Origin of the sequence: Nocardia sp. NBC_01388, assembly GCF_045040085.1 — a bacterium.
In the GTDB taxonomy this organism is placed as follows: domain Bacteria; phylum Actinomycetota; class Actinomycetes; order Mycobacteriales; family Mycobacteriaceae; genus Nocardia.
Genome location: NZ_CP109553.1, coordinates 8762789 through 8788156 on the forward strand (window position 1 = coordinate 8762789; position 25368 = coordinate 8788156).

The following is a 25368-nucleotide window of genomic DNA, read 5'->3' on the forward strand; positions in this document are numbered from 1 at the left end:
CGGGCGGCGCCTGAGGTAGCTGTGCAGCCCGTTTGGAGGGTTTCGGCCGGTCGGTATAGTCCGCTGGAAACTCGTGATGAGGACGGGAAACCGGTGTAAATCCGGTGCGGTCGCGCCACTGTGTCCAGTTTCGGCTGGGAGCCAGACCTCGCCTTGTCACGTCCCTACGTTCGGGGGCGCGGCTGCCCTGGAAGGTTTCAGCGACATATGGCTATCGAGCCCACGCCGGAATCCGGCACGACTCCCGCTGTCCGTGGGCGAATGCTGCGCCATGTCCTGCACGATTGGACCCGTCGGGACTGGGTCGAGGCGGGGGTGCTGCTCGGGGTGGTCGCCGTTATGCACGCGGTGGCGTTCGGGCTGCTGTTCGGGGCGATCGCACCGCACAGCTATCAGATCGGGACCCAGGTCTTCGGTGTCGGCCTGGGGCTGACCGCGTACACCTTCGGGCTGCGGCATGCCTTCGACGCCGACCATATCGCCGCGATCGACAACACCACCCGCAAGATGATGGGCGACGGTCACCGGCCCAAGGCGGTCGGATTCTGGTTCGCCATGGGGCATTCGACCATCGTGTTCGTGATGGCGGGGCTGGTGGTGGCGGGCGCGCGGGTGGTCGGCACGCTCGTCGAGGACGATTCGCCCACCCGGAAGAATCTGGGAATCGTGTCGACCCTGGCGTCCGGATCGTTCCTGTACCTGATCGGGCTGGTCAATATTGTTGCCCTGGTGGGGATCTGGCGGGTCTACCGTAGGACCCGCCAGGGCGAATTCGATCACGCGGAACTCGAAGCCGCGCTGCAGGCGCGCGGATTCCTGGCGCGTCTGCTCGGTCCGATCATGCGGGGGGTGAAGCGGCCGTTCCAGATGTACCCCGTCGGGGTGCTGTTCGGTCTCGGCTTCGATACCGCCACCGAGGTCGCACTGCTCGCTCTCGCCGGTTCGGGCGCCGCCGCCGGGCTGCCGTGGTACGCGATTCTGGTGCTGCCGCTGCTGTTCGCCTCGGGCATGAGCCTGATGGACACCATCGACGGCTTGTTCATGAATGTGGCCTACGACTGGGCCTTTGCCAATCCGATCCGCAAGATCTACTACAACCTGACCATCACCGGTCTGTCGATCGCGGTGGCCCTGCTCATCGGCTCCATCGAACTCATCACCGTCCTGCACGACGATGCGGGCTTCAGCAATCCCGTCACCGACGCCATCGCCGGAATCGATCTCAACAATGTCGGATTCGCCATAGTCGCGCTGTTCGTCCTGGCCTGGATCGCGGCCGTGGCCTACTGGCGCATCGCCAAGGTCGAACAGCGCTGGGCTCCAGCACCTATGGACTGAAGGGGTGGACCGCAGCCCGGTCCAGCCGAGCACGGCCTGAAAGGTGAGTTGGACAGCCTCGTGCGCAAACGCATCCGTGCCCTGCGTCACCCTCGCCCGCGCGCTGGACACCTCGCTCGACCAGCTGGTCGAGACCGCCACCGACGATGTGGTCTCCAAATCGAGCCCAATCAGTCGGCGGAATTTCCGACCATGCTGCCGCACGCCATCGGCGCCGAGGGCGGCCGGCCGTGCGAGTTCCTGGGGATCTTCGACCGCGATGCCCGCCGCGGCCACCAGCGCGGCGAGGACGCCGCAAATGTGACGTACCCGTCACAGTGACGGCAGGCGATGCCTCCCAAGGCAATTCGCCGATGATCGTGCGCGGCCGCGGCTGTTCGACCTCACAGCGGGGTAGCGGGGCTTTGTGACATCGCGCCGCTGGATAGCATCGAACTGTCGAACAGATCTAGGAAACCCCGAGGACGTGTGTTGACTAACGACCATCTTGACCGCTGGAACGCTCACGAAGCCTCGGCGGAGGCGATGATTCCGATTATCGGAAGGCTCTATCGCGAGAAGGGGGTGACCATCCTCCTGCACAGCCGGTCGCTGGTGAACAAATCGGTGATCAGCATTCTGCGGACGCACCGGTTCGCGCGCCAGATCGAGGGCGAGGAACTGTCGATCGACGAGACCCTGCCGATCCTCGAGGTGCTCAGCGGGCTGGATCTGGGTCCGTGCAAGATCGACCTCGGCCGCCTGGTCATGGCCTACCGCGCCGATGGCCGCGGGCTGTCGATTCCGGAGTTCACCGCCGCGGTGCTGGCCGATGTCACCGACGGCAACAAGGCGCAGTCGCAGGGTCCCCGGGATGTGGTGCTCTATGGCTTCGGGCGGATCGGCCGTCTGGTCACCCGCCTGCTCATCGAGAAGACCGGCTCCGGCAACGGGCTGAACCTGCGGGCCGTGGTGGTGCGCAAGGGCGGCGCCGACGATCTGGCCAAGCGCGCGTCGCTGCTGCGCCGGGATTCGGTGCACGGGCAGTTCAACGGAACGATCAAGGTCGACGCCGCCGATAACGCGATCATCGCGAACGGCAATGTCATCAAGTTCATCTACAGCGATGATCCGGCGACCATCGACTACACCGAATTCGGGATCGACAACGCCATCCTGATCGACAACACCGGTAAGTGGCGCGACCGTGCGGGCCTGGAGCAACACCTGCGCCCCGGTATCGCGAAAGTCCTTCTCACCGCGCCCGGTAAAGGCGACGTCCCGAATATCGTGCACGGCGTCAACCATCTCGCGCTGGATCTCTCCGAGCAGATCGTCTCCTGCGCCTCGTGCACAACCAATGCGATCGTGCCGCCGCTCAAGGCGATGGACGTCGAATACGGCATCGTCCGCGGCCACGTCGAGACGGTCCACTCGTTCACCAATGACCAGAACCTGCTGGACAACTACCACCCCGCCGACCGTCGCGGCCGCTCCGCCCCATTCAACCTGGTACTGACCGAAACCGGCGCCGCCTCCGCCGTCGCCAAGGCCATGCCGGACTTCAAAGCCAAGATCACCGGCAACTCGATTCGCGTTCCCACCCCCGATGTTTCGGTCGCGATCCTGAACCTGCAACTCGAGCGCGAAGTCACCAAAACCGAAGTACTCGACTACCTCCGCCAGGTTTCCCTCTCCGGCCCCCTGAGCCGCAACCTCGACTACACCGCCGCCACCGACGTGGTCTCGAGCGATTTCATCGGATCCCGCGCCGCCTCCATCGTCGACGCCAACGCCACCATCGTCGACGGCGACACCGCAATCCTCTACCTCTGGTACGACAACGAATTCGGCTATTCCTGCCAGGTTGTCCGGACGGTGCAGTACATCTCGGGCATCGAATACCCGACGTATCCGCAGATGGTCGCGCAGGCGGGCGATGTCCCGACGCCTGTGACAGCCGCCGCGGGATAGCTCGCGGTCCGAAAGATGCGCCGGTGCAGCCGCTGTGCTGCCCCGGCGGCGACCGGGTAGGTCGCAGGGTTGCGACGTCGGAGACCGTCGCAGGACGCCGGTGTGCGAAGTGGCAGGGCACGTAGCATTGCCGCATGGATTCCGCGCGTGATGAGACCGGCGAGAAGATCCTTGATGCCGCGTTGGCGCGGATATTGCAGGTGGGGATTCGGCGGAGCAGTTTGGATGATATCGCTCGGCGGGCCGGGGTCAATCGGATGACTATTTACCGGCGGTTCAGTAGTAAGGAGAAGCTGGTTGATGCGGTGCTGGTTCGGGAGAATCAGCGTGTACTGCAGGGGGTTTCGGAGATCGGAGCGGCTGTCGCGGGGATATCGGCTCAGATCGAGGAAACGGTGCTCTATGTCATCGAGCAGACTCGTAGTCATCCGCTGGTGAAGCAGTTGCTCGAGGTTGCGCCGGAGGAGATTCTCGAGTTCTACACGGTGCGTGGGGAAGTCGGTGTCGGGCTGGGGATCGATTACATCGCGGGGGCGCTCGCAGCGGCGCAGGAGCGCGGGGTGATCGCGCGGTACGATCCGCGGCCGGTGGCCGAATTGCTCGCCCGGTTCGCGCATTCGCTGCTGCTCACTCCGGTGGGCGGTTCGGATTTCTCGGATGCGCAGCAGGCGCGCGGGTTTGTGCGGGCCGCCATTGTTCCACTTGTGCTGCACGGGATTTCGCAATCCGCCGAGGATGAGCGCAGATAGGCGCATCGGATTCACGGTAGGTCGAACAGGTTCGGCCGGCCGGCGAACCAGCGGTCCCGATCCAGGGCGCGCGCTCCGTCGAACTCGGCAATGGAAACGTGCGGGAACAGCGCCGCGCGCGGGGCCGGGGAACCCGCGGCATCGAGCACCGCATTGGCCGCCATCCGCCCACCCTCATTGGCGCCCTCCATAGTGGCCAGATCGACATTGGTGCGCAGATAGTCCCCGGCCAGAAAGAGATTCGGGATTCCGGTGGCGCCGGTCGGGCGGTTGTCCCACGATCCGGCCGTATTCACCAGCAGCGGATCGTCATTGGAGTTGACGCCGGCCGCAGGGTCCCAGTGAATGCCCGGGTCCAGAAACCAGGAATGCAGATCGCTGTCATGCAGTGTGTCGGGCAGCAGCAATCGTCCGGACTGCGTCTTCATGATCTGAGCCCAAGTCTCCCTGGCGATTTCGTCTGGACTGCACTGTTTGGCGGGCTTGCCGTACAGCATGCCGGGGGCATCCCAGTCGGAGATGTCGACCGACAGGATGTCGCGGACCTGGCCGTCGCCGTAATCGCGTGCGATATCGCGGCCCTTCCAGAACTGTGCCTGGTTGATTCCGGTGAGCCGCCACGGTGATTCGATGAAACCGATATGCCCCGCCGAGATCGGATTGTCGGTGCGCAGATAGAACTGGATACCGGTCATCCAGTCCACGAACAGCTGACTGATCCGCTCCAGGTCCGGATCCAGCGCCAGCACTTCGGGACTCCACAGCCGGACCACCTGTTCGGCGGCCAGTGCGGCGACAAAATAGTCCGCCTCCACCCGCGATGCCGCCCCACCCGCCGAGCGCACGACCGCCGAACCGATCTGTCCGCCTTCGACTTCCAGTCCCTGCACCTCGCTGCCGACCTCGAACCGCACGCCGCGCTGTTTCAGGTACTCCACCCAGGGATCGATCCAGGCTTCATTGGTCGGCGCATTCAACACCCGGTCCGGCGCACCGTCGGAACCGCGGTCGATCAGTGTGAGCAGGAACGATTCGGCCACCTTGCAGATGGTGTTCGCGCTGGCCAGGTTCTCCTTCGCCGCGACCAGCGTGCGGGTGACGGTGGAGATCACGAACAGATAGTTCGGATTCGCACCCCGCGCTCGCGCGAAGTCGATGAACGCCATACGTTCCCACTGCCCGAGCCGCCGCTCGTCGCAACTGGTGAAATACGTCAGCAGCCGCTGCGCGAAGCCGAGCAGATCGAGATACGGCACCCGGGGTACGTAGGTGAGCCCGCCGAGCAGGGTGTCCAGCAGCAATTCCGGTGTGGCAACGGACTTTCCGATGGCTTCGAGGCTGAGCTCGAACGGCGCGGTCAGGTTCGGTCCGTCGATCGCCGCCGTTGCGGTGAGCACCGGCACGAAGTTGTCCCACACGCCATTCCTATTGCCCGGGAACGGTATTCGGCGCATGGTCTCCGGCACGTGGCGATAGAAGCCGGGGAAGAACCGGAACCCGTGCTCCCCGGGAAGCGGACGCCGGCCGTCGGTCACCGGCAGATCGGTGTCCATACTGCGCGCCTTCCCGCCCAGCATTCGACGCTCGTATACGGTCACCTCGAAGCCGCGCTCGATGAGCTCGTGGGCAGCGGTCAGGCCCGCGATTCCCCCGCCCAGCACCGCAACTCGCCGTCCCGGTGGGGCGGCGCCCGCCCGCCGGAACGAGGTATTCGCGACAACCGCACCCGCGGCCGCGCCGAGGAGGAGTGTCCGGCGGGAGAACTCTGAATCAGCCATATGGGTATCTCTCGCGATTCGCGAACGCGGTGTGCCGTTGTGCCACACGCTGTTCGGCTAGCAGCAGTGTGACAATGTCAGGGACATTGTCACAGTGAAAATAGCAGCCGCTCGAGAGGAGCGCCGAGAGAAAAGTGCGATTCTCGCCGGAATGGCGACTCGGGTTGCCGGTGGTTATCGCCCGGCGTTGTGCGGGCTGGGTTTCGGGTCGATGGCAGACGCCTGATGCGGGGCGCGGCAGGCGTCGACGATGATCCTGCGGGCCGCGCGTCCGTCGGGGGAGGGCATGAGGGCGTAGTTGTGGGGAAGTGCCCATCTGAGCGAGACCTTCCGGCGCACCTTCGGCCTCTCGCTGACCGCGGTGCTCAATTCGCGAGTAACGCTTGATATCCGATGATGTGAACGGGTCCGTAGCGAATGCCCGGCACCCCTTCAACCGTGCCCTCGCTTTGTGTATAGTTGGCGAAGGCAAGTAGTTGTATTCGCTAAGTAAATAAGTGGTAAAGAGAAGGGCCGATCATGGCGAATGTTGCCAGTGATCCCAGTGCTACGACCGAACTCGAGGGCGCCGATCTATTGGGCGCACAGCTGGTTCGGCTCATGCGGGCCATCGGCAGAACCAAGCACCGGGTGATCAAGAGCGGCCCCGACGGGCTCGAGCAACTCGCGTACGCGGTGCTGTTCTGCCTGGTCCACGACGGGCCGCAACGTACCGGGAAACTGGCCGAGTCATTGCACGCCGAGATCTCGACGATCAGCCGGCAGACCAGAACCCTGGTCGGCCACGGTCTGGTCGAACGCCGGGCCGATCCGATCGACGGCCGCGCGTGCGTGCTGAAGGCCACGGAGGAGGGGGAGCGTGTCTTCGCGGAGAACCGCCGATTGCGCAATGTCTGGCTCGCCGGATTCCTGGCGGACTGGTCCGCGGCCGACCGTTCGACGCTGACCCAACTGCTCGAGCGACTCGTGAGCGACATCGAAAGAACTACCACGACAACCGATCCGAAATAGGGCTTCGAAACATGACATCTGCGACTCTCGAGGCGTCGCCGGACGTGCAGGCGGCAGCCCCGCCGAAACTGTCGCACCGGCAGATCCTCACCATCCTGTCCGGTCTGCTGCTGGGGATGTTCCTGGCGGCGCTGGACCAGAACATCGTGAGCGTGGCGATCGTCAAGATCGCGAACAGTCTGCACGGTTTCGATCAGCAGGCGTGGGCTACGACGGCGTATCTGATCACCGCCACCATCAGCACCCCGCTGTACGGCAAGCTCGCCGATATCTACGGGCGGAAGCAGTTCTTCCTCACCGCGATCGCGCTGTTCGTCATCGGCTCGGCGGCGTGCACCTTCGCCACCTCCATGTACGAGCTGGCCGGATTCCGCGCATTCCAGGGCCTGGGCGCCGGCGGTCTGATGTCGCTGGCCATGACCATCATCGGCGATATCGTCCCGCCGCGTGAAAGGTCCCGGTATCAGGGCTATTTCATGATGGTCTTCGGTATCGCCACCGTACTCGGCCCGGTGCTGGGCGGCTGGCTGTCCGGCTTCGACCACCTCGGTGGCATCGAGGGCTGGCGCTGGGTGTTCCTGGTGAACGTGCCGGTCGGCATCATCGCGCTGATCGTGGTCGCCAAGGTGCTCAATCTGCCGCAGCAGCGCCGCCAGTTGAAGGTCGACTGGGGCGGCGCGGTGGCCTTGACCATCTGCGTGGTGCCGCTGCTGATCGTCGCCGAACAGGGTCGCGGCTGGGGCTGGGGTTCGGGCCGGGCGATTCTCTGCTACGTCATCGGTGTCATCGGCCTGGCGCTGTTCGTCTGGATCGAGCACGTGATGAAGGACGCGGCGCTGATTCCCTTGCGCCTGTTCAAGAATTCGACCTTCACCGTGTGCATCGTCGGCGGCTTCATCGTCGGTATCGCCATGTTCGGCGCGATCACCATGGTCCCGCTGTACCTGCAGGTGGTGCGTGGTTTCTCGCCGACCAAGGCGGGTCTGCTGATGCTGCCGCTGGTGGCGGGCATCATGATCGGCTCACTGACGTCCGGGCAGGTCACCAAGCGCACCGGCCGCTACAAGATTCTGCCGGTGGCGGGCACGTTCATCATCGCCTGCGGTGCGGCGCTGTACGCGACGGTGCACTACGACAGCGCGCTGTGGCAGCCGCTGCTCTTCAGCGGCATTGTCGGCCTCGGCCTCGGTGGCTGTATGCAGACGCTGATCATCGCCGTGCAGAATGCCGGTCCGCGTTCGGATATGGGTGTCTCGACCGCATCGGCGACGTTCTTCCGTCAGGTCGGCGGCACGCTGGGTGTCGCGGTCTTCCTGACGATTCTGTTCAACCTGCTGCCCAATAAGATCGTCGACGCCTTCGGCGGGCATCTGCCGCCCGGATTCGACGCGTCGAAGCTCAGCAGCGTGCAGTCCAATACCGCGGGCATCGCGGCGCTTCCGGCGCAGGTGCGTGATCCGATCCTGATCGGCTTCACCAATGCCATGCACGGCGTGTTCTGGGTTGCGGCCGGTGTGGCATTGCTGGCCTGCGTGGTGCTGCTGTTCATGAAGGAGATTCCGTTGCAGGATTCCGCGCCGGCCGCGCCCGTGCCCGCAGATCCCGAGCAGGCCGCCGAGGCGGAGTGGTCCGAGGAGCAGGTCTGGGAGGGCGCCGCACAGGCGATCTCGCAGCCCGAACCGGTGCTCGCGGCCGCGGGACGGCATACCGCCGACGGCTACGAGGCCGGTGCGCAGGTCAACGGCATCGCCGCCGCCGCGCCGATCGCCGGTACCAATGGTTATGGCGCACATCATGTTTCGGCCGGCGCCGCGACGGCGACCCTGCCGGTCGTCAGTGCCTCCACCGGCGGTCGTTCGATCGGCGGACGGGTGCAGCGCGAGGACGGCCGTCCCGTGCCCAATGCCGCGGTCACGCTGATCGACCAACGCGGGCAACAGGTTTCGCGCACCACCGGTGACAGTGGTGGCGCCTACGCCATCGAGCCGCCCGCGTCCGGCAGTTATGTGCTGATCGTCTCGGCGGGCGGGCATCTGCCCGCCGCGGTGAACGTCACGGTCGACAGCCGCCCGCAGCATCGCGATCTGGTCCTGCAGGGTTCGGGCGAATTGTCCGGCACCGTGCGCACGGCCGGTCGCGGAGAACCGTTGCCGGGCGCCACGATCACGCTGACCGATCCGCGCGGTGAAGTGGTCGGCGCGGCCGTCACCGGGCCCGATGGCGGATATGTCTGCCTCGGCGTGGTGTCGGGCGCCTACACGCTGGTCGCGGCGGCCGAGCATATGCGGCCGACCGCCGCCGCCCTGGTCGTGCCCGACAGCGGTCTGCTGCGCTACGACCTCGAACTGACCGCGATGGCCATGCTGACCGGCAAGGTGTGGGCACAGGGGAGACCGGTGCCGGACGCCTCGGTCACCGTGCTCGACGATGAGGGCACTGCGATCGGCACCGCCCGCACCGATGAGCAGGGCCGCTACACGGTGCCCGATCTGGTCGAGGGCGGGTACACCGTCGTCGCGCGCGGATATCCGCCGGTGACCAGCCGGGTGCGCCTGACCGGCGGCGAGATCGACCATGATGTCGAACTCGGTTATGACCACGATGCGCAGCTCGGCCGCGGTGACAATGCGCAGCTCGGCCGCGGTGACAATGCGCAGCTCGGCCGCGGTGCCGAGCAATCCGCTGCCGAACGGTCCACGGAGTTGTCATGAGTGGCCTGACCGCACAGATTCGCAGCGCGGAGGGTTGGCCGGTATCCGGTGCGGTGCTGACCGTCACCGATCTGACCGGGCAGCAGCTCGCCCGTGCGGTGGCCGGTGCGACCGGGGCGGCGGAGACCGATCCGCTGCCTCCGGGCATGCATACCGCGGTGATCACCGCGCCCGGTCACCAGCCGGTGGCGCAGCTCGCCCGCATCTCTGCGGCGGGCACGGGCACGCTGGGTGAGATCATGCTGGCGCCGGAGGCGAATGCGGTGACCGTGCCGCCGCCGGGGCCGTGGACGATCGATCCGATGCATTCGACGGTCATCGTCACCGCGCGGCATCTCGGCATCGCGGGCATCAAGGCCCGCTTCGCCGAGGTCGGCGGGCGACTCGATATCGCCGAAACCTTCGAGCAGTCAGCGGGTTACGCCGAGATCAAGGCGGCGACCGTCGACACCGGTATCGGTATGCGGGACGATCATCTGCGCTCGGCGGAGTTCCTGGACGTCGAGCGGTTTCCGGTGATCACGTTCACCGGCAAGCGTTTTCGCCGCACCGGCGCCGACACCTGGGTGATGCCGGGCGACCTGACCTTGCACGGTCATACCCGCCCGGTCGATCTCGCCGTCACCTACGGCGGTCACGGTCCCGATCCGTGGGGCGGGGTGCGCGCGGCATTCCATGCCGAAACCCTGCTGTACCGCGACGATTTCGCCATCGACTACAACGCTGTGGTCCGGGCGGGCATCGCCGCGGTGGGTACCACCGTGAAGGTCGAGCTCGACATCGAGCTGGTGCAAGGAGATCGACTGCCGGCGTTCTAGCCGCTCGTTGTCACGAAAAGCGGGGCCTGCCACCGGAATCGGTGACAGGCCCCGCTTTTGTGCGGTCTGTCAGGGGTGCTCGGCGACGTCCGCGAGCCAGTTGTGCAGCCACGCGGTCGCTGTCTCGCCATTGCCATCCACCGTGTAGCGCGGGTAGGACTGGTGAACACCGGAGGAGAGGAAATCCTGCACCTGGCGGGTCCATTGTTCGCCGGCGGGATCGTCGGGGGAGGCCGACAGGATGGCCGATCCGCCCGGCAGCAGCGCCTCGCCGAGAATCGACTGGACGGTCAGCACGTAGTTGCCGATCTGCAGCGGATCGGGTGCGGACAGCTGGGTGAGGAATCCGGCGAAGCGTCCGGCCAGATCATCGGTGGGCACTGAACAGTACAAATCGCCCGCCGCGCAGAAGGTTCGCACATTCTGGCTCAGGAACCCGAAGCCGCCGATCCGCGCCCCGCCCGCACCGGCGCCGGGCACCGGCGGGCCGATCAGCGCATCGGTGGGCCCGCGCCGCGGATCCGACAGCAGACCGACCGCCGCCACTCGCTCCGGCGGCACCACACCGTGTCCCGAGCCGATCTCCGCCGCCAGATCACCGGCCGCGTCCGCACCCTGGCTGTAGCCGACCAGTGCGAAACGCGTTGCGCTGCAGCGGGCCGCCATATCGGCGATCATGCCGCGGGCATTGGCGACGGCCTCCCGCTTCGAACGGCCGTAGACCTCCCCCTCCCAGGGCAGGGCGGTGGCCGCGTAGCTGACGTAGTCGGTGCGCACATTGCCGGGTAGTCCGCGAGTGACCTGGGACAGCATGCCGGGATGCGGATTGTCGCGGGAGGTTTCCCAGGTGCCCGGCACGGCGATCACATTGAGGTCCGGGCAATTACCCGGCGCCGCGACAGCCAACGGTGCGCCGGCCGTCGATAGCAAACCTGCCGCGACGGCCACGGTCGATGCGGCGGCAGCGCATACTGTTCTGAAAGACTGAGTTGTTCGAAATGACAAGGCCCACACTCCTTGCTCAGACCGTACCTAGGTTGGCAGTTCAGCAACTCGCGGTCACACCCCCGCACAGAGCTGCTGCCCGAGTTCTAGCCAATATCCGGCAAGCGGAGGAGAACCGCGCCGAACATACCAAGAAACTGCCCAGTCCTGTCGGCGCTTCGCCCGCAAGTCCGCAGACCCTCGCATTTCCGCATCTCACACCGCGTGTCTGTGAGCCGCCGTGCCGCTCTGGATGCCGGGCCGGATACCGCCGGAGCTAGTTCGTGCCGAGGGCTTGCGCAAACAGGGGCCACGACTTGTGGAGGTCGTCCTCCCAGTAGTGCCACGTATGGGTTCCGGCGGAGCGGAATTCGACCTGGGCGGGGATATTCAGGGCGTTCAGTCGATCGGCGAGTTGGTGGGTGCAGGAATTGGTCGCCGCTTCGATCAGGCCGCCGAGCAGAATCTGATTCGCCTTCGTGGCGGCCTGGCCGACGGTGAACGGGGGGACGATGGCCTCGGCGGGGCCTGGGAGGCCGCTGGAGCTGGAGAGATAGATTGCCTTGCCGCGCAGGCGATCCGCATTGAGCAGTGCGTCGTGATCGCGCCAGGCGGGGTCGCTGTCGCTGCCCCACATGTTCTTGGGGTCGGCGCCCGCGCGTGCCATCACCAGTTGGATATAGGTCCGGCCCGCCTGGTCGGAGGTGGAGGCGCAGCCGCTGTACGCGCCGACGGCGCGGTAGAGGTCCGGTGCGGTACCGGCCAGATCCAGGACCGAGGTGGCCGACATCGACACACCGGCAATCGCATTGACGCCCGAGGCGCCCAGGGCCGCATCCACGATCGGCGGCAGCTCGCGGGTCAGGAAGGTCTCCCACTGGTTGCGGCCGAGTTTCGGGTCGTCCCGCTGCCAATCGGTGTAGTACGAAAAGGCCCCTGCGGCAGGAGTAATGACGTTCACGTTCTTATCGGCGAAGAACTGCACGATATCGGTCTGGTTGTACCAGCTCGCGATGTCCTCGCCGCCGCCCGCGCCGTTCAGCAGATAGAGGGTGGGGCGCGGCGCGCTCGTATCGAAAGGTGTCAGCACCTGCAGCGGGATCACGCGGTCCATCGCGGCCGAATACACGTAAAAGGTTTGCTGCCGTTGCCCGGCGCGGTCTATGTGGTCCAGATGCGACACGGTCGGTTCGGCGTGGGCGGCAACCACGGAACCCGGCGCGCCGGACAACAGGGAGAGGGCGACTGCGGAAGCGGCGATCAGCACCGCATGTTTACGCGCGAGCAAGACATGGTCCTCGGGGGGAATGTTTCGATGGTGACGGAATTCCGGGCGGGTCCGCTCACCCCGGACTGTGGCCGGCGAAAAGCATTGCCGGCCACAGTCGGAGAGATCAGCTGCCGATCAGGTTCTTCAGCACTCCGGTGAGGAGGTCGCCGACCGAACCGGTGGAGCTGAGCTGGCCGTCGGAGGAGCCGAGGCCGTTATTGCCCAGGCTGCCCAGCAGCGATTCACCGGCATTGGCGCTGCGCGCGGTGAAGCATGCGGTCAGGTTCGGCAGGTTGTTGCTGACACCGACCGTGCCGGCCACGCCGATGCCACCGCTGGTGATCATCTGACCGGCCGAGACGCTGGCGGGCACCGCGTAGGTGATGGTCATGGTCACCGGGTTGCCCGAATTGACGAACCAGCCGGTGCTGGTGACCTTCCAGCCGCCCGCATTCGGCTCGGGGGTCACGTCTTCGGTGGTCTGGCCTCCGATTGCGTGATACGCGGTGATGGTGGTCTTGATGGGCGCCGCGAAACCGGCCGGCGGGTAGTCGGTAATCGTATTCACATACGGATTACCGATACTCGTGGTGCCGACGACGATCGTGTAGGTGACGGTCGTGCCGACGCCGATGGAACCGGAGCTGACGGTCTTGTCGTACACGTGGGTGATGCCGACCGTGCTGATGTCGTTCTTGGTGGCATGGCTGGTCACCGAGCAGGCCGATGTATCGGCGGTCGCGACTCCGGTCGTCAGTGCAGTGCCGGCACCGGCGACGATCAGGGTGGAAGCCGCGATTCCCGCGAGCAATCGTGAAGTGTGGCGCATGTTTCCTTCCGGTGGTTCCAGGGCTTCCGGAACCGATTCCTCATCGATCGATGACCTGTCCCGCTCGGCGGTGACAGGTCATCTGGCGTATGAGTAAACGGCACCTACTGGACGCTTGTCTAAGGAATCGGAAAACTAGTGAAATGTTGTTATGTCACAAGTTGGAAAGCCTCGGAACGGTGATCGATCACCACGGTGGAGACATGGGGAAGCCCCGGGGACCAGCCTGCCCCGGGGCCTCGGTGTCCGCCCATTTGCAACACGCCGACACGTTTGAGAACGGACTCAGTCTGATGAACGCGGTGCTCTGCGATTGAGCTACGGCCCATTGGTGGCTGAGCCGGCGGGAGTTGAACCCGCAACCTCCACATTGACAATCCGTTCTCTCGATTCGACATTGGGAAGATCTCCTCGCTCGGCTTCTGCTGGGTGATCTCGACTCCTCGGCCTGCGCCGGATGCTTCTCCGTCGCTTCATCTTTCGTCTGGCCCTTCTGGGCTCAGGAGGAGTCGTGTCACTTCGGAGGCTTCTGAGTCTCGATGTACTCCTTGATGGCCGATAGGGGCACACCATCAGCGAAGTACGAAGGTGACCAGCAGTGCTCGGCCCACAGGTGCTGGTGGAGATGGTCGGTGCACTCCCTGCGTAGATAGTGCGTTGACACTCCTTTGAGGGAGCAGGCGGCCCTGCCGATCGGTCGCGCGGTCTTCGTCCACGAAGGCTCGATGCTCCTGGTCGTGGCGAACGCGCTGCGACTGCTCCGCTTCGGCCGCGTCGCCGAGCATGAAGGCATCGAACACGAGCCGTGCCCGTCGCAAGTGTGAGTGGTCAGACCGCTTCGGCCGATGCGCCGGTCTTCCAGCCGACGCTGGTCACCGACGGTTCCATGCTGAGGCGGCTGACCGCCGATTCCATCTGCCGGTCGTCGCGCCGCTCGCCGATCAGTTCGGCGCGGACCTCGACGCGGCCGGGAGTGCCGGTGTTCTCGCTGGCCACCGCGACCAGCCGGAAGTCGGTGCGGGTCAAGGCCTGTACCAGCAGTGCGCGCACATGGGCCTCGTTGTCGTCGTCGGTGACGGCGGCAAAAGCGTAGGCGACCGATTGTTCTTCCCCGGACTCCGGGCGTTTGTCGACGGCGTGCCCGACCGCGCGCAGCGCGATATTTGCCACGACGACCGCGAGGGTTCCGGCCACGGCGGTGACGTACATACCGGATCCGGCGAGGGCACCGACCGCCGCCGCGCACCACAGGGTGGCGGCGGTATTGAGGCCGCGCACATTCATCCCGTCGCGGATGATTACGCCCGCGCCGAGAAAGCCGATGCCCGAGACGATTTGGGCCGCCACGCGGGTGGGGTCGGCGGTGCCGCCGTTGAATCCGTGCGCGGACAGCAGTACGAACAGGGTCGCGCCCGCGGCGACCAGGGCATTGGTGCGCAGGCCCGCCATACGTGCGCGGTATTGGCGCTCGACGCCGATGAGCGCGCCCAGGCCGACGCCTGCTCCCAGTCGGAGCAACATCTCCCACGTTGTCATCGGTGCACTCCCAGAGGTTTCGGCGGCATACCTCGGGTTGCCGGTTAACGGGCAGGATAAGGGGCGCACTCGAGGATCTCGTGGTTGCTGGATGAACACTCGGCAAACCGCTCGGCCGGTGAGAGGTCCGCGGCGGTGCGCTCGGCGGGCTGCGGGTTAGGGTTGAAATACCTTGGTATGCAGCGCATTACCTCACTTTGGTGAGGCTCTCATTGCTGGAGAGCTGCTGCGGTTTTGGTTACGGTGACCGCTATGAGCGAAGAACTCGCCGAACACCTGCTTGTGCCGCATGAGTCCGAGCCGCATACGGGCAGCCTGGCGTCCCGGCTGAACTGGCTGCGTGCGGGGGTGCTCGGCGCGAACGACGGCATTGTGTCGGTCGCGGGCATTGTGATCGGCGTCGCGGCCGCCACCTCCGAGCGCACGCCGATTCTCACCGCGGGGATCGCGGGGCTGGCCGCCGGTGCGGTGTCGATGGCCCTGGGCGAATACGTCTCGGTCAGCACGCAGCGTGATAGTGAGCGTGCGCTGCTGGCCACCGAATGTCGCGAACTCACGGAGGAGCCCGAAGCCGAGCTTGCCGAACTCGCGGCGATCTACCGTGCGAAAGGGCTCACCGCGGCCACCGCGCAGACCGTCGCGGAAGAACTCACCGCACACGACACCTTCGCCGCGCACGCGGAAGCCGAACTCGGCATCGACCCCGACGATCTCACCAACCCCTGGCATGCCGCCCTGTCGTCGGCGGTGTCGTTCATCCTCGGAGCGCTACTGCCGCTGCTGGCGATTCTGATCCCGCCCGCCGCCGACCGACTACCGGTCACCTTCGCCGCGGTCATGATCGCGCTCATCCTGACCGGCAATATCAGTGCCCGCCTCGGCGGCGCCGCGCCGCTCCCGTCAACCATTCGCATAGCGATCGGCGGGGCGCTCGCCATGGCGGTGACCTACTGCATCGGCCACCTGGTCGGAATCGCGGTGTAGCGAGCCGACTTCCGGGGATCGCGAAAGCAAGTGGATGCCGGCGCGGTTCGCCGATCTGGACGGGTCGGCCACGGGTCGGCCTCGACCAGACCGGTGTGGCCCGGGTCGCTGACCGCGTAGGTCGAGCGGCTGGCGGAGTGAGGACGGAGCTGCTGACGGATATGGACTGAACCGCTGACTCGCGCGGGCCGGGTCGATGGCTTCGATCCGCGCGCAGGCTGTCGATCGTTGCTACTCCGCGCGTGAAAGCCGGGTCAATTCGACTGTGGCGGCGCGGAGTTCGCCGACCGAATCGAGGGGTGCGACGTAGCCGATGCGGGTGACGGCGATGCCGCGCGGGGTGGTGACGCGCAGGTCGAGGCCGTAGCGGTCGGCGCGTTCGCAGACGGCGGCGGTGGCGTCCGGGTAGCCGCCGCGCGCCTGGGCCATGGCGAGCAGGGCGTCGGCGTGATCGTCATTGAGGTGCGTGATGGCGCGGGCCGCCGCGGACACGACCGCGTCGGGGGCTGCGGCGTAATACTGTTCTGCGGTAGCGGAATCCATGCGGCCGTAGCCGCCGACCCAGCGGACCCGCTCCACGCGCATGACCCACAGCGTGAAATCGCTGAAGTCGATGTAGTACTTGGCGGCCGGAACCGCGGCCAGATGCGCCTCGCGAGCCGCAGCCGCTTCGTCACCCTGCGGCTGTTCGACTGTGCCCGCCACGGTGACTCGCGAACCCGCCAGCGGATCGGACGGCAGATCAGGGCTGACGATCGACAGGCTCGCCCGGGGATCGGCGGCGAGATTGCGGCCGTGCTCGGCCATCCGCGAGACGCACAGCACCGGCTGACCATCGAGTAGTCCGTAGGTGACGAAGGAGGCCCAGGGCGCACCGTCGGCCGTGAGACTCGCCAGCGTGGCGGTATTCGTAGCCGCCACAACGGTTCTGGCTTCCTCGGCGGGAGACGGCCGATCAGCATTGAGGACGGCTGTCAGCGGCGGGGGAGTGGACGGGGCATCGCCCGGGTCACCGTGATCGAGAGGCACGCCTCACAGGCTACGCGCCGATCGCACCGGCCCGGCCCGCCGCGATTCGCCGGAGTCGAGGCAGCGCGCGATCTGATGCCGGCGTCAGGGCCGGTCCCCGGACGTCGCGGACGGCGGCCGCTCCGGACAGCAGGCGGCTGTGACCGGCTCGCCGCGCAAGTGCTCGCCCGGGGTCCACGGCTGTCCCGGGTATTCGGCCCGCAACGGCCTCATCCGGATGCTGCCCAGGTCAGCAGTTTGTCCACCGGCCAGGTATTGACGATCCGCTCGGCGGGCACGCCGCAATCCAGCGCGCGCTGCGCGCCGTACCCGAGGAAATCGAGCTGGCCGGGAGCGTGCGCATCGGTATCGATGGAGAAATCGCAGCCGATATCGAGTGCCAGCCGCAAGAGCCGGGTCGGCGGATCACGGCGTTCCGGCCGGGAATTGATCTCGACGGCGGTGCCGTGGTCACGACAGGCGGTGAAGACCTGCTCGGCATCGAACGCCGACTCCGGCCGGGTGCCCCGATTGCCCTCGACGAGCCGGCCGGTGCAGTGCCCGAGGATGTCGGCCTGCCCGCCCGAGACCGCACGCACCATCCGCCTGGTCATCGCGGCGGAGTCCATCTCGAGCTTGGAGTGCACGCTGGCCACCACGATATCGAGTCGTTCGAGCAATTCGGGTTCCTGATCGAGCGAGCCGTCGTCGAGAATATCGACCTCGATACCGGTGAGAATGCGCATCGGCGAGAACTGTTCGCGGAGTTCGTCGATGACGTCGAGTTGCTGCCGTAGCCGGTCCGGCGACAGCCCATTGGCGACGGTCAATCGGGGCGAGTGGTCGGTGAGCGCACAGTACTCGTGCCCCAATTCCTTTGCCGCGCCCATCATCTCAGCGATCGGCGCGGACCCGTCCGACCAGTTCGAGTGCAGGTGCAGATCGCCCCGGAGCGCGGCCCGCAATGCCCCGCCACCCAGATCCTTTGCCGCGGCTCGCAATTCGACCAGGGCGTCGGGCTCGCGCCCGGACCAGGCTTGCGCGATCACGGCGGCCGTCTTCGGGCCGATGCCCGGCAGCGACTGCCAGCCGTTCGACTTCCCCAGCGTCGCCCGCCGCGCATCGTCGAGCCGCTCGACGATATCGGCGGCATTGCGATAGGCCATCACACGTCGCGAGTCCTCGCGGGCTCGGTCCTTGTAGTACGCGATCCGGCGCAGGGCGACCACGGGGTCCATCTCTCCAGTGTGCCCGGGGATCGCCGCCGAGCGGGCCTCGATCGCTCGCCGAGTCGCTCCTTGGCGGAACTGCTTGTACAATATACAATGATTGTTATGACTACAACTAATTCGAACTCCGATGGGGGTAAACGAGTACTCCTGATCGGCGCTTCTCGTGGCCTGGGCCTCGCACTGGCTCAGGAGTGGGCGAACAACGATTGGCAGGTCGTGGCCACCGTCCGCGGCTCGAGCCGGACCCCGCTGCACGATCTGGCCGAGAACTCCGCCGGGCGCATCGAAATCGAATCCGTCGACATCACCGAGCCCGCGCAGATCGCGGCGCTGCACGATCGGCTGGCGGACCGCATGTTCGACCTGCTGTTCGTGAACGCCGGTGTCACCAACGAGCCGGAAGGCACGGTCGCGGAGACCTCGACCGAGGAATTCAACCGGGTGATGGTCACCAATGCGCTCGGCCCACTGCGTGTCATCGAGGCGCTGCAGGACCGGGTCGAGCCCGCGGGCACGATCGGAGCGATGTCCTCGGGTCAGGGCAGTGTGGCCGATAACGTGCGCGGCGGGCACGAGGTGTACCGCGGCAGCAAGGCGGCGCTCAATACGTTCATGCGCAGCTATGCGGCACGGCAGGGTGGTCAGCGCGCGCTGGTCCTCATGGCTCCCGGCTGGGTGCGCACCGAACTCGGCGGGCCCGACGCGCGATACAGCATCGACGAGAGCATCCCGAACATCGTCAAAACAATCGAGTCCCTGCGCGGGGTGCCCGGTCTGCGGTACGTCGACTTCCTCGGCCGGACGGTGGCGTGGTGAACGTCTCCGCGCGATCTGCCGATCCGGTCCAACAGGCGTGGGTGCTCATGCACCGATTTGTCGAGGCCCACAATCGCCGGGGCGAACTCGCCGCGGCGCTCGGATTCCGGCTCGGTGGCGGCCGCGGCAAAATCCTCTTCCAGCTCCGCGAAGGACCGGCCACCCTGCGCGAACTCGCGGACGCCAATGGCGTCGACGCCCCCTACACGACCCTGATCGTCGACAAATTGGAGGCGCACGGCCTGGTCGAACGCCGTCCGCACCCCGATGACAGGCGTCGCAAACTGGTCACGCTCACGGCCGCCGGGCACGCCGCCATCGCAACCGCCGACACCATCCTGCTCCGCCCGCCCCCGGCGATCCGGGAACTCCCGGCCGAGGACCTCGGGCAGCTCACCGGCCTTCTCACGCGCCTTCTCGAGGCAGATGCCGCCGCACCCGAAGAACCGGAATTGTCCGCGCTGCCGCCGCTGGATTCCTGATCAACGCCGGGTAGAGCCGCCGATCAGTTCGCGGAGGATATCCGCCCGACACACCACGGTGTGGTACGAAATCTTGCGGTTCCGGCAAGATGGTCCCGTGAACCGTGCGACGGATGACCACGTGCTCGACGCGGTAGGGCCGCGACTGTGTGCGGGTCCACGTTGAGTCATCTCGGGCTACCTGGAATCGGGAAGGCGCACATGGGGTTCGAGGAGAATCGGACTGGCGGGCCGGTGCTGTGGGCGGTGGCGGCGTGGGCCGCGATCGCCGCGGTGCTGACGGCTCCGATCGCGGCGGCGCTCGTGGGGATCGTGTATCGGTTTCCGATCCCGTTCGGCGACAATGCGCGTGGTGCCGGGGATGCCCTCAATGCGGCGCTGGCCTCAGTGTTCTACCTGGTCATGGGTGAGGGTGTGGTGCTGGCGCTGCTCGGCGGCATTGCGGGGTATTTCATCGCGCGGGCGGTGGGGCCGGGTCTGTTCCGGCCCTTGGTGCTCGCCGTAGTGGCCGCGTTCGGCCTGACGCTGCTCGGCGCTCTCATTCTCGCGGCGTTCAGATAGTTCATTTGGTTTGTCGTGCAAGAGATTTCGGTTGCGTAGCGGATTCTTACACGCCTTTGCCGTTTGTCTGACCCGGCTTTGACATCGAGCGCGCGAAACTCGGGATCGACAAGGTGATTCCGTACGGGATCTCATACGGAACCTATCTGCTCCCGATCTACGCGCAGCGGCATCCCGGCCATGTGCAGTCGATCGTGCTGTCGGGCGCCTACCGGGCCGACCGCACCCGGGCCACCCCGGGATCGGGTCTGGGCCTGGCTATCGTGCACGACATCATCACCGCCCACTCCGGCTCGGTCTTCGCCGCCAACCGCCCCGGCGGCGGCGCGGAAGTGGGGTTCCAGCTCCCCGGCGAGCGCTGAGGACGCAGGTGCGGGCCGCATCCGCGCTGGGTGGCGATTGCCGCGTGCGGTAGAAAAGGTCCAGGCATTGTGAAGACCGACGTCTTCCCCGATGCTGCCGCCGGACCGGGTTCGTGCGGCCTCGCAACTACATCTGTCGAACGGAGAGAGGCTGTTTCATGGCGACCTCTACAGCGCGTGCCCAGATCGGCGTCACCGGCCTGGCGGTCATGGGTAGCAATATCGCCCGCAATTTCGCACGGCACGGCTACACGGTCGCGCTGCACAACCGCAGCATCGGCAAGACCGACGCGCTGCTCGAAGCGCACGGCGGCGACGGTGACTTCATCCGCACCGAGACCGTCGAGGAGTTCGTGGCCGCGCTGGAGAAGCCGCGCCGCGTGCTGATCATGGTCAAGGCCGGCGACCCCACCGATGCCGTCATCGAGGAACTGGCCGCGGCCATGGAGCCCGGCGACATCATCATCGACGGCGGCAATGCGCTGTACACCGACACCATCCGCCGTGAGGCCGCCATGGCCGCGCGCGGACTGAACTTCGTGGGTGCGGGCATCTCCGGTGGTGAGGAGGGCGCGCTCAACGGGCCCGCCATCATGCCCGGCGGCCCCAAGGAGTCCTACGAATCCCTGGGCCCGATGCTGGAATCCATTGCGGCGCAGGTCGACGGCACCCCGTGCTGCACCCACATCGGCCCGGACGGCTCCGGCCACTTCGTCAAGATGGTGCACAACGGCATCGAGTACGCCGATATGCAGCTGATCGGCGAGGCCTACAACCTGTTCCGCGATGCGCTCGGCTTCGACGCGAAGCAGATCGCTGATGTGTTCACCGACTGGAACTCCGGCGATCTGGAGAGCTACCTGGTCGAGATCACCGCCGAGGTGCTCAATCAGGTCGACGCCAAGACCGGCAAGCCGCTCGTGGACGTCATCGTCGATGCCGCCGAGCAGAAGGGCACCGGCCGCTGGACCGTCAAGTCCGCGCTCGATCTCGGAGTGCCGGTGACCGGTATCGCCGAGGCCGTATTCGCGCGCGCCCTGTCCGGTTCGCGGGCCCAGCGTAAGGCCGCGGTCGGCCTGGCTTCCGGTCAGCTGGCCGAAAAGCCCACCGACGTAGCGGAATTCACCGAGGCCATCCGGCAGGCGCTGTACGCGTCCAAGATCGTCGCGTACGCGCAGGGCTTCGATCAGATCGAGGCGGGCAGCGCCGAATACAACTGGAATCTGCACCCCGGCGATCTGGCGACCATCTGGCGCGGCGGCTGCATCATCCGGGCCCGCTTCCTGAACCGCATCAAGGAGGCCTACGACGAGAACCCGGCGCTGCCGAGCCTGATTCTGGCCCCGTACTTCCGCGAGGCCATCGAGACGGCCATCGACAGCTGGCGCCGGGTGGTGGCCACGGCCACGCTGCTCGGAATTCCGGTGCCCGCGTTCGCCTCCTCGCTGTCGTACTACGACGCCCTGCGCGCCGAGCGGCTCCCGGCGGCCCTCACCCAGGGGCAGCGCGACTTCTTCGGTGCGCACACCTATGAGCGCATCGACGCGGAAGGCAAGTACCACACGCTGTGGAGCGGCGACCGCAGCGAGATCTCCGCGGGGTAGTTCACAGCTGCCGTTCACCGGCTGCGTAGTTGACTGAGTGTTCCGAATCCCGCCGACCAGGGCGGAGCCTGTGCCGATCCGGCAGGCTCCGCCCTCTTTCTGTTCGCCGGCATAGCACAGGGCCGGCTCAGGGCTGCCTGAGAGGTTTCTGGGGATCGTCATGGAGTCTGCCGGGAATACCGCTGCGGGGCTCGGCAAAGTGCGTGGGCTGCAGTAGTTTTCGAATTGCTTCATTGGGAATGGATGGTTCGAGAGGTCGTCGGGACAGGTCTTCTAGCAGCTCTCTTTCTTGGTCTCTGCGCGGGCAGCGCCGCAGCCGCAGGCTCAGTCGGCGTTGCCGGCGCCGCGGCGGGGAATGTCTCCGATTCATTCTGATCATCGCGGTTGACCGGATTACTTCCGGGTTCGGTCGACCTGTGTGCGGATTGAATCGGTAGTGGCGTCCGAATCGGACTCGTCGTGCGGCCGTAGGGGGTTCAGCATGCCGGCCGATTCGGACGCCACTTTTTTTCGCCTGTAGATGTGTGGAGCGAGTTCCTCCTGTGTTTCCGAGGTTCGGAGAGCTAGCGTCGTCTCCATGGACTCGCTGGTACAGCGAATTGTGAGTTTTTCTCCGGTATGGACGTATCTGGCGGTCGCCCTGCTGGTATTCGCCGAGGAGGCGATGGTTTTCGGGCTGCTGGTGCCCGGGGATACGGCGGCGATCTTCGCGGGGGTGGCGGCCAGTCGAGGGCATTTGAATCTGCCGGCCGCGATGGCGCTGGTAGCTGTATCAGCGGTAGTCGGCGCCAGCGTCGGATTCGCGATCGGCAAGATTTACGGCGTGCGCGTGCTGGAGTGGTCGATTTTCGACAGGTATCGTACGAATCTCGAGAAGGCTGTGGACTTTCTGCACCGGCACGGCGGCTGGGCGATTGTTTTCGGCCGCTTCAGCACGTTCTTCCGAACCATGCTGCCGCAGTTGGTCGGCATGTCACCGATGTCCTACAGCCGGTTTCTGGTGGCCAGCTTCGGGGGCGCGGTTATCTGGGGTTCGGCGATGGTGCTGGCGGGATATCTGGTGGGTCAATCGTTCGCGGTAATCCTGAAGCAGATCGATTCCGATCTGGCGATCGTCATTCCGGTGCTGTTGATACTCGGCCTGGCCTATTGGAAATGGCGGCAGCATCGGCAGGCCGGCAAAGCCGTGCACTCCGATCCGGAGTGAAGGCCGGGCAACCCTGCTGGATCCGGTCGGGTCGCGGCGGGGCTGCCCCGGTAATTGGGGGCGGGAGGGATTCCCGGAACGAGGCTGCGGGGCCTTTGCGGGTTTGTACACTCGCGCTGGAGTGAATGACGAACACTTCAGTTCATGATTCGAGGATCTCATGCAATTCGGGAACAGCGCCCGGTGGATGTGTGCGGCCGCCCTGGCGATTGCCGCCTCGGTGAGCGGGGCCGGAGCGGCGGGAGCGGATGCCGCACCTGGCGGCAAAGCCGTTGTGGTGCTTGGTGATTCGTACAGTGCAAACAAGTGGGACTTCTTCTCCGAGAACGCCGAATGCGTACACGGCGACACCTCCTGGCCCACGCGGTTGGCCGGGCTCATGCACGGCTCCGACCTGCTCGACGGGTCGTGCCCGGGCGCCTCCATCGACACTCCGCCGGGGTACACCCTCGGTATCGAGACGAGGATGGCCGACCAGGCGGGAGCTTTCGGGCCGCGCACCAAACTGGTGACACTGCAGTTCGGACTGAACGATCATTGGGGTTCGAACGATGTGACCCTCTGGTCGGCACTGCAGAAATGCGTCTTCGATCTGGTCGACGGCTGTGGGCCGGAGGCGGTGGATCAGGACCGGATGCCCGACTACCACGGCGTTTCGGGTGCGATCTACGCACAGCGCATCAGCAATGCGGTGACCTACATCAAGTACTACGCGCCCAATGCGCGCATTGTGCTGGTCGGCTATCCGGAGCTGTTCCCCTCGGGGCAGGACGCCCTCTGCATCAGCGTGCTCGGCGTCGCCCCCTACATCCAGCCGCGCGGCCGGGCCCTCATCGAATTCCTCGACCGCATGGACCGGGCGCAGCGCGAGGCCGCCGGCCTGCTCGGCATCGACTTCCTGGACAACCGCACCCCGACCGCCGGTCACGGCCTGTGCTCGGATCAGCCCTGGCTCAACGGTTTCGGCGACTTCCGCGCGGATCCCGGCGGCCTCCCGTTCCATCCTTCGGCCAAGGGTGATTCGGTGGTCGCGGGCGCCCTCTACGACAGATATATGCAGTGACTCCCGTCATCCCGGCACGCTTTTGGCGGGGATCCACGACGGCCTGGTCAGCTCGGCTGTACGCCGATCATGGGAAGTATGGTGCGCCGGGCGAATTCGCGGGCGGCCTGTTCGTCGCCGAGCGGGATGAGCCCGTCCGGCGTCAGGGCCAGTGACTGACCCAGTCGCGCGAGAACTTCCGCCACCAGGTCGGCGTCGAAATCGCCCACGCTCCCGGATTCCTGTAGCCCGCGCAGCTTTTCGGCGAGATAGGTGCGGCCGACCGCGAGCACCGGACCGGCCTCGGTGGTGAGCCGGGGCAGGATCACATCGGGTTCGGTGCGCAGGAGTCGTTGCAGCAGTTTGTTGTTCGCCAGATTCGTGATGAAGGCGACGAAGATCTCGACCAGCTGATCCTCACCGGCCTGGCCGTTGTGCGACAGCTGCCGCACCCGCTGGTCGATCTCGGCGATGAACTGCTGCGCCTCGCGCACGCTCACGGCCTCGACCAGATCGTTCTTGGATTCGAAGCGGCGGTAGAGCGTGGCGGGGCTGATGCCGGCGCGACGTGCTATCTCTCCCATGCTGGTTCGCTTGATTCCGAAGTCGAGGAAGGCCGACAGCGCGCTCTCCAGGAGCTGTTCGCCTTCGGCCCGGGGCTTCTCCAGAATGCGTTGCAGGATGGCGGGCACGGACGGCATCGAGTCTCCAGTCGATCGGTTGACATCCGCGACGCTGCGGTGGGAACGCGTCATTATCGCATCGCGCGCGAAGTCCCGAATGTCGGCGGTCGACTGGTGTCCACTCAGTGGACGTTGAGTGCGGCCATCTCGCGTTCTATCGCATTGGCCGCGAAATCGATTCCATTGGAACGTAATTCGTGTACTCGGCGCTGCAGCGCCTCGATGCCCCCCGGCTGGTCCGCGATATCGGCCACGCTGATCCGCTGCCGGTGCATACCGTTCTGCTCGTACAACACCGTATGAAACCTCCTGCTAGCCACGAGCACGCGCCCGGCAGGCGGCGGCACAGCCCGGGCCGCCGGGAACGCTATGCCGAATGCTAACAGCGGACCATATGGTCGCTTGTTCAG

25 protein-coding genes and 1 riboswitch are annotated in these 25368 nt (G+C 66.1%); of the genes, 15 read left to right on the forward strand and 10 right to left on the reverse strand.

Annotated features, from left to right (window positions below):
• Positions 1–39: 39 nt before the first annotated feature.
• Positions 40–171: riboswitch (cobalamin riboswitch) on the forward strand.
• Between the two features lie 90 nt (positions 172–261).
• The 3 genes from OG716_RS41405 to OG716_RS41415 all read left to right on the forward strand — a co-directional run bounded on the left by OG716_RS41405 (position 262) and on the right by OG716_RS41415 (position 4040).
• Complete coding sequence (locus tag OG716_RS41405; RefSeq protein WP_405140272.1) at positions 262–1338, forward strand: HoxN/HupN/NixA family nickel/cobalt transporter; 1077 nt, start codon at positions 262–264, stop codon at positions 1336–1338.
• 471 nt (positions 1339–1809) lie between these two features.
• Complete coding sequence (locus tag OG716_RS41410; RefSeq protein WP_405135617.1) at positions 1810–3291, forward strand: glyceraldehyde-3-phosphate dehydrogenase; 1482 nt, start codon at positions 1810–1812, stop codon at positions 3289–3291.
• A gap of 134 nt (positions 3292–3425) precedes the next feature.
• The gene (locus OG716_RS41415) at positions 3426–4040 is read left to right on the forward strand and encodes a TetR/AcrR family transcriptional regulator (RefSeq protein ID WP_405135618.1); all 615 of its coding nucleotides are present in this window, start codon (positions 3426–3428) and stop codon (positions 4038–4040) included.
• Between the two features lie 11 nt (positions 4041–4051).
• Here OG716_RS41415 and OG716_RS41420 read toward each other — a convergent pair whose 3' ends face one another.
• Complete coding sequence (locus tag OG716_RS41420) at positions 4052–5818, reverse strand: FAD-dependent oxidoreductase (protein ID WP_405135619.1); 1767 nt, start codon at positions 5816–5818, stop codon at positions 4052–4054.
• Between the two features lie 519 nt (positions 5819–6337).
• Here OG716_RS41420 and OG716_RS41425 point away from each other — a divergent pair.
• Genes OG716_RS41425 through OG716_RS41435 form a run of 3 tightly spaced genes read left to right on the forward strand, consistent with a single transcriptional unit; the run spans position 6338 to position 10358 of the window.
• Positions 6338–6829, forward strand: coding sequence for a MarR family winged helix-turn-helix transcriptional regulator (locus OG716_RS41425; protein ID WP_405135620.1), 492 nt, complete (start codon positions 6338–6340; stop codon positions 6827–6829).
• 11 nt (positions 6830–6840) lie between these two features.
• Complete coding sequence (locus OG716_RS41430; RefSeq protein WP_405135621.1) at positions 6841–9540, forward strand: MFS transporter; 2700 nt, start codon at positions 6841–6843, stop codon at positions 9538–9540.
• A complete protein-coding gene (locus OG716_RS41435) occupies positions 9537–10358 on the forward strand; it encodes a YceI family protein (protein WP_327141237.1) in 822 nt (273 codons plus the stop codon). The genes OG716_RS41430 and OG716_RS41435 overlap by 4 nt, the downstream gene beginning before the upstream one ends.
• Positions 10359–10427: 69 nt before the next feature.
• Here the strand turns inward: OG716_RS41435 and OG716_RS41440 are convergent, their stop codons facing one another.
• The 4 genes from OG716_RS41440 to OG716_RS41455 all read right to left on the reverse strand — a co-directional run bounded on the left by OG716_RS41440 (position 10428) and on the right by OG716_RS41455 (position 14105).
• Positions 10428–11264 carry a cutinase family protein gene (locus OG716_RS41440; protein ID WP_405135622.1) on the reverse strand — a complete coding sequence of 279 codons (837 nt, stop codon included), beginning with the start codon at positions 11262–11264 and terminating at the stop codon, positions 10428–10430.
• A 355-nt stretch (positions 11265–11619) separates the two neighbouring features.
• Positions 11620–12630: an alpha/beta hydrolase gene (locus OG716_RS41445; protein ID WP_405135623.1), complete on the reverse strand. Its 1011-nt coding sequence runs from the start codon at positions 12628–12630 to the stop codon at positions 11620–11622.
• 106 nt (positions 12631–12736) lie between these two features.
• Positions 12737–13441, reverse strand: coding sequence for a hypothetical protein (locus OG716_RS41450; protein ID WP_355127050.1), 705 nt, complete (start codon positions 13439–13441; stop codon positions 12737–12739).
• 514 nt (positions 13442–13955) lie between these two features.
• Complete coding sequence (locus OG716_RS41455; protein WP_405135624.1) at positions 13956–14105, reverse strand: transposase; 150 nt, start codon at positions 14103–14105, stop codon at positions 13956–13958.
• A 4-nt stretch (positions 14106–14109) separates the two neighbouring features.
• On the opposite strand from OG716_RS41455, the gene OG716_RS41460 reads away from it, so the two are divergent.
• On the forward strand, positions 14110–14265 hold the full coding sequence (locus OG716_RS41460; protein ID WP_405135625.1) for a hypothetical protein: 156 nt from the start codon (positions 14110–14112) through the stop codon (positions 14263–14265).
• A gap of 4 nt (positions 14266–14269) precedes the next feature.
• Here the strand turns inward: OG716_RS41460 and OG716_RS41465 are convergent, their stop codons facing one another.
• Positions 14270–14977: an MgtC/SapB family protein gene (locus OG716_RS41465; RefSeq protein WP_405135626.1), complete on the reverse strand. Its 708-nt coding sequence runs from the start codon at positions 14975–14977 to the stop codon at positions 14270–14272.
• A gap of 252 nt (positions 14978–15229) precedes the next feature.
• Here OG716_RS41465 and OG716_RS41470 point away from each other — a divergent pair, with 252 nt between their 5' ends.
• A complete protein-coding gene (locus OG716_RS41470) occupies positions 15230–15961 on the forward strand; it encodes a VIT family protein (RefSeq protein WP_405135627.1) in 732 nt (243 codons plus the stop codon).
• A 231-nt stretch (positions 15962–16192) separates the two neighbouring features.
• Here the strand turns inward: OG716_RS41470 and OG716_RS41475 are convergent, their stop codons facing one another.
• On the reverse strand, positions 16193–16990 hold the full coding sequence (locus OG716_RS41475) for a HugZ family protein (RefSeq protein WP_405135628.1): 798 nt from the start codon (positions 16988–16990) through the stop codon (positions 16193–16195).
• 209 nt (positions 16991–17199) lie between these two features.
• Positions 17200–18207, reverse strand: coding sequence for a PHP domain-containing protein (locus OG716_RS41480; RefSeq protein WP_405135629.1), 1008 nt, complete (start codon positions 18205–18207; stop codon positions 17200–17202).
• Between the two features lie 96 nt (positions 18208–18303).
• Here OG716_RS41480 and OG716_RS41485 point away from each other — a divergent pair, with 96 nt between their 5' ends.
• The 7 genes from OG716_RS41485 (at position 18304) to OG716_RS41515 (ending at position 24296) form a co-directional block, all read left to right on the forward strand.
• Positions 18304–19017 (forward strand): SDR family NAD(P)-dependent oxidoreductase, encoded by a 714-nt coding sequence (locus OG716_RS41485; RefSeq protein WP_405135630.1) that lies wholly within the window; start codon positions 18304–18306, stop codon positions 19015–19017.
• A complete protein-coding gene (locus tag OG716_RS41490; RefSeq protein ID WP_405135631.1) occupies positions 19014–19499 on the forward strand; it encodes a MarR family transcriptional regulator in 486 nt (161 codons plus the stop codon). The genes OG716_RS41485 and OG716_RS41490 overlap by 4 nt, the downstream gene beginning before the upstream one ends.
• A 201-nt stretch (positions 19500–19700) precedes the next feature.
• A complete protein-coding gene (locus tag OG716_RS41495; RefSeq protein WP_405135632.1) occupies positions 19701–20060 on the forward strand; it encodes a hypothetical protein in 360 nt (119 codons plus the stop codon).
• Between the two features lie 83 nt (positions 20061–20143).
• Positions 20144–20422 carry an alpha/beta fold hydrolase gene (locus OG716_RS41500; protein WP_405140274.1) on the forward strand — a complete coding sequence of 93 codons (279 nt, stop codon included), beginning with the start codon at positions 20144–20146 and terminating at the stop codon, positions 20420–20422.
• A gap of 158 nt (positions 20423–20580) precedes the next feature.
• Positions 20581–22026: an NADP-dependent phosphogluconate dehydrogenase gene (gene gndA / locus OG716_RS41505; protein ID WP_405135633.1), complete on the forward strand. Its 1446-nt coding sequence runs from the start codon at positions 20581–20583 to the stop codon at positions 22024–22026.
• A 577-nt stretch (positions 22027–22603) separates the two neighbouring features.
• The gene (locus OG716_RS41510; protein ID WP_405135634.1) at positions 22604–23233 is read left to right on the forward strand and encodes a DedA family protein; all 630 of its coding nucleotides are present in this window, start codon (positions 22604–22606) and stop codon (positions 23231–23233) included.
• 160 nt (positions 23234–23393) lie between these two features.
• Positions 23394–24296, forward strand: coding sequence for an SGNH/GDSL hydrolase family protein (locus tag OG716_RS41515; protein ID WP_405135635.1), 903 nt, complete (start codon positions 23394–23396; stop codon positions 24294–24296).
• Positions 24297–24343: 47 nt separating this feature from the next.
• Here OG716_RS41515 and OG716_RS41520 read toward each other — a convergent pair whose 3' ends face one another.
• Positions 24344–24976: a TetR/AcrR family transcriptional regulator gene (locus OG716_RS41520; protein WP_355127037.1), complete on the reverse strand. Its 633-nt coding sequence runs from the start codon at positions 24974–24976 to the stop codon at positions 24344–24346.
• A 104-nt stretch (positions 24977–25080) separates the two neighbouring features.
• Positions 25081–25254, reverse strand: coding sequence for a hypothetical protein (locus tag OG716_RS41525; RefSeq protein WP_355127036.1), 174 nt, complete (start codon positions 25252–25254; stop codon positions 25081–25083).
• Positions 25255–25368 lie beyond the last annotated feature (114 nt).

Excerpts from the sequence above, each read along its gene's own strand:
- OG716_RS41425 (WP_405135620.1), top strand. The coding sequence starts at position 6,338 with ATGGCGAATGTTGCCAGTGATCCCAGTGCTACGACCGAACTCGAGGGC.
- OG716_RS41450 (WP_355127050.1), bottom strand. The coding sequence starts at position 13,441 with ATGCGCCACACTTCACGATTGCTCGCGGGAATCGCGGCTTCCACCCTG.
- OG716_RS41495 (WP_405135632.1), top strand. The coding sequence starts at position 19,701 with ATGGGGTTCGAGGAGAATCGGACTGGCGGGCCGGTGCTGTGGGCGGTG.
- gndA (WP_405135633.1), top strand. The coding sequence starts at position 20,581 with ATGGCGACCTCTACAGCGCGTGCCCAGATCGGCGTCACCGGCCTGGCG.
- OG716_RS41470 (WP_405135627.1), top strand. The coding sequence starts at position 15,230 with ATGAGCGAAGAACTCGCCGAACACCTGCTTGTGCCGCATGAGTCCGAG.
- OG716_RS41405 (WP_405140272.1), top strand. The coding sequence starts at position 262 with ATGCTGCGCCATGTCCTGCACGATTGGACCCGTCGGGACTGGGTCGAG.
- OG716_RS41520 (WP_355127037.1), bottom strand. The coding sequence starts at position 24,976 with ATGCCGTCCGTGCCCGCCATCCTGCAACGCATTCTGGAGAAGCCCCGG.
- OG716_RS41485 (WP_405135630.1), top strand. The coding sequence starts at position 18,304 with ATGACTACAACTAATTCGAACTCCGATGGGGGTAAACGAGTACTCCTG.
- OG716_RS41510 (WP_405135634.1), top strand. The coding sequence starts at position 22,604 with ATGGACTCGCTGGTACAGCGAATTGTGAGTTTTTCTCCGGTATGGACG.
- OG716_RS41420 (WP_405135619.1), bottom strand. The coding sequence starts at position 5,818 with ATGGCTGATTCAGAGTTCTCCCGCCGGACACTCCTCCTCGGCGCGGCC.
- OG716_RS41515 (WP_405135635.1), top strand. The coding sequence starts at position 23,394 with ATGCAATTCGGGAACAGCGCCCGGTGGATGTGTGCGGCCGCCCTGGCG.
- OG716_RS41465 (WP_405135626.1), bottom strand. The coding sequence starts at position 14,977 with ATGACAACGTGGGAGATGTTGCTCCGACTGGGAGCAGGCGTCGGCCTG.
- OG716_RS41435 (WP_327141237.1), top strand. The coding sequence starts at position 9,537 with ATGAGTGGCCTGACCGCACAGATTCGCAGCGCGGAGGGTTGGCCGGTA.
- OG716_RS41430 (WP_405135621.1), top strand. The coding sequence starts at position 6,841 with ATGACATCTGCGACTCTCGAGGCGTCGCCGGACGTGCAGGCGGCAGCC.
- OG716_RS41480 (WP_405135629.1), bottom strand. The coding sequence starts at position 18,207 with ATGGACCCCGTGGTCGCCCTGCGCCGGATCGCGTACTACAAGGACCGA.
- OG716_RS41415 (WP_405135618.1), top strand. The coding sequence starts at position 3,426 with ATGGATTCCGCGCGTGATGAGACCGGCGAGAAGATCCTTGATGCCGCG.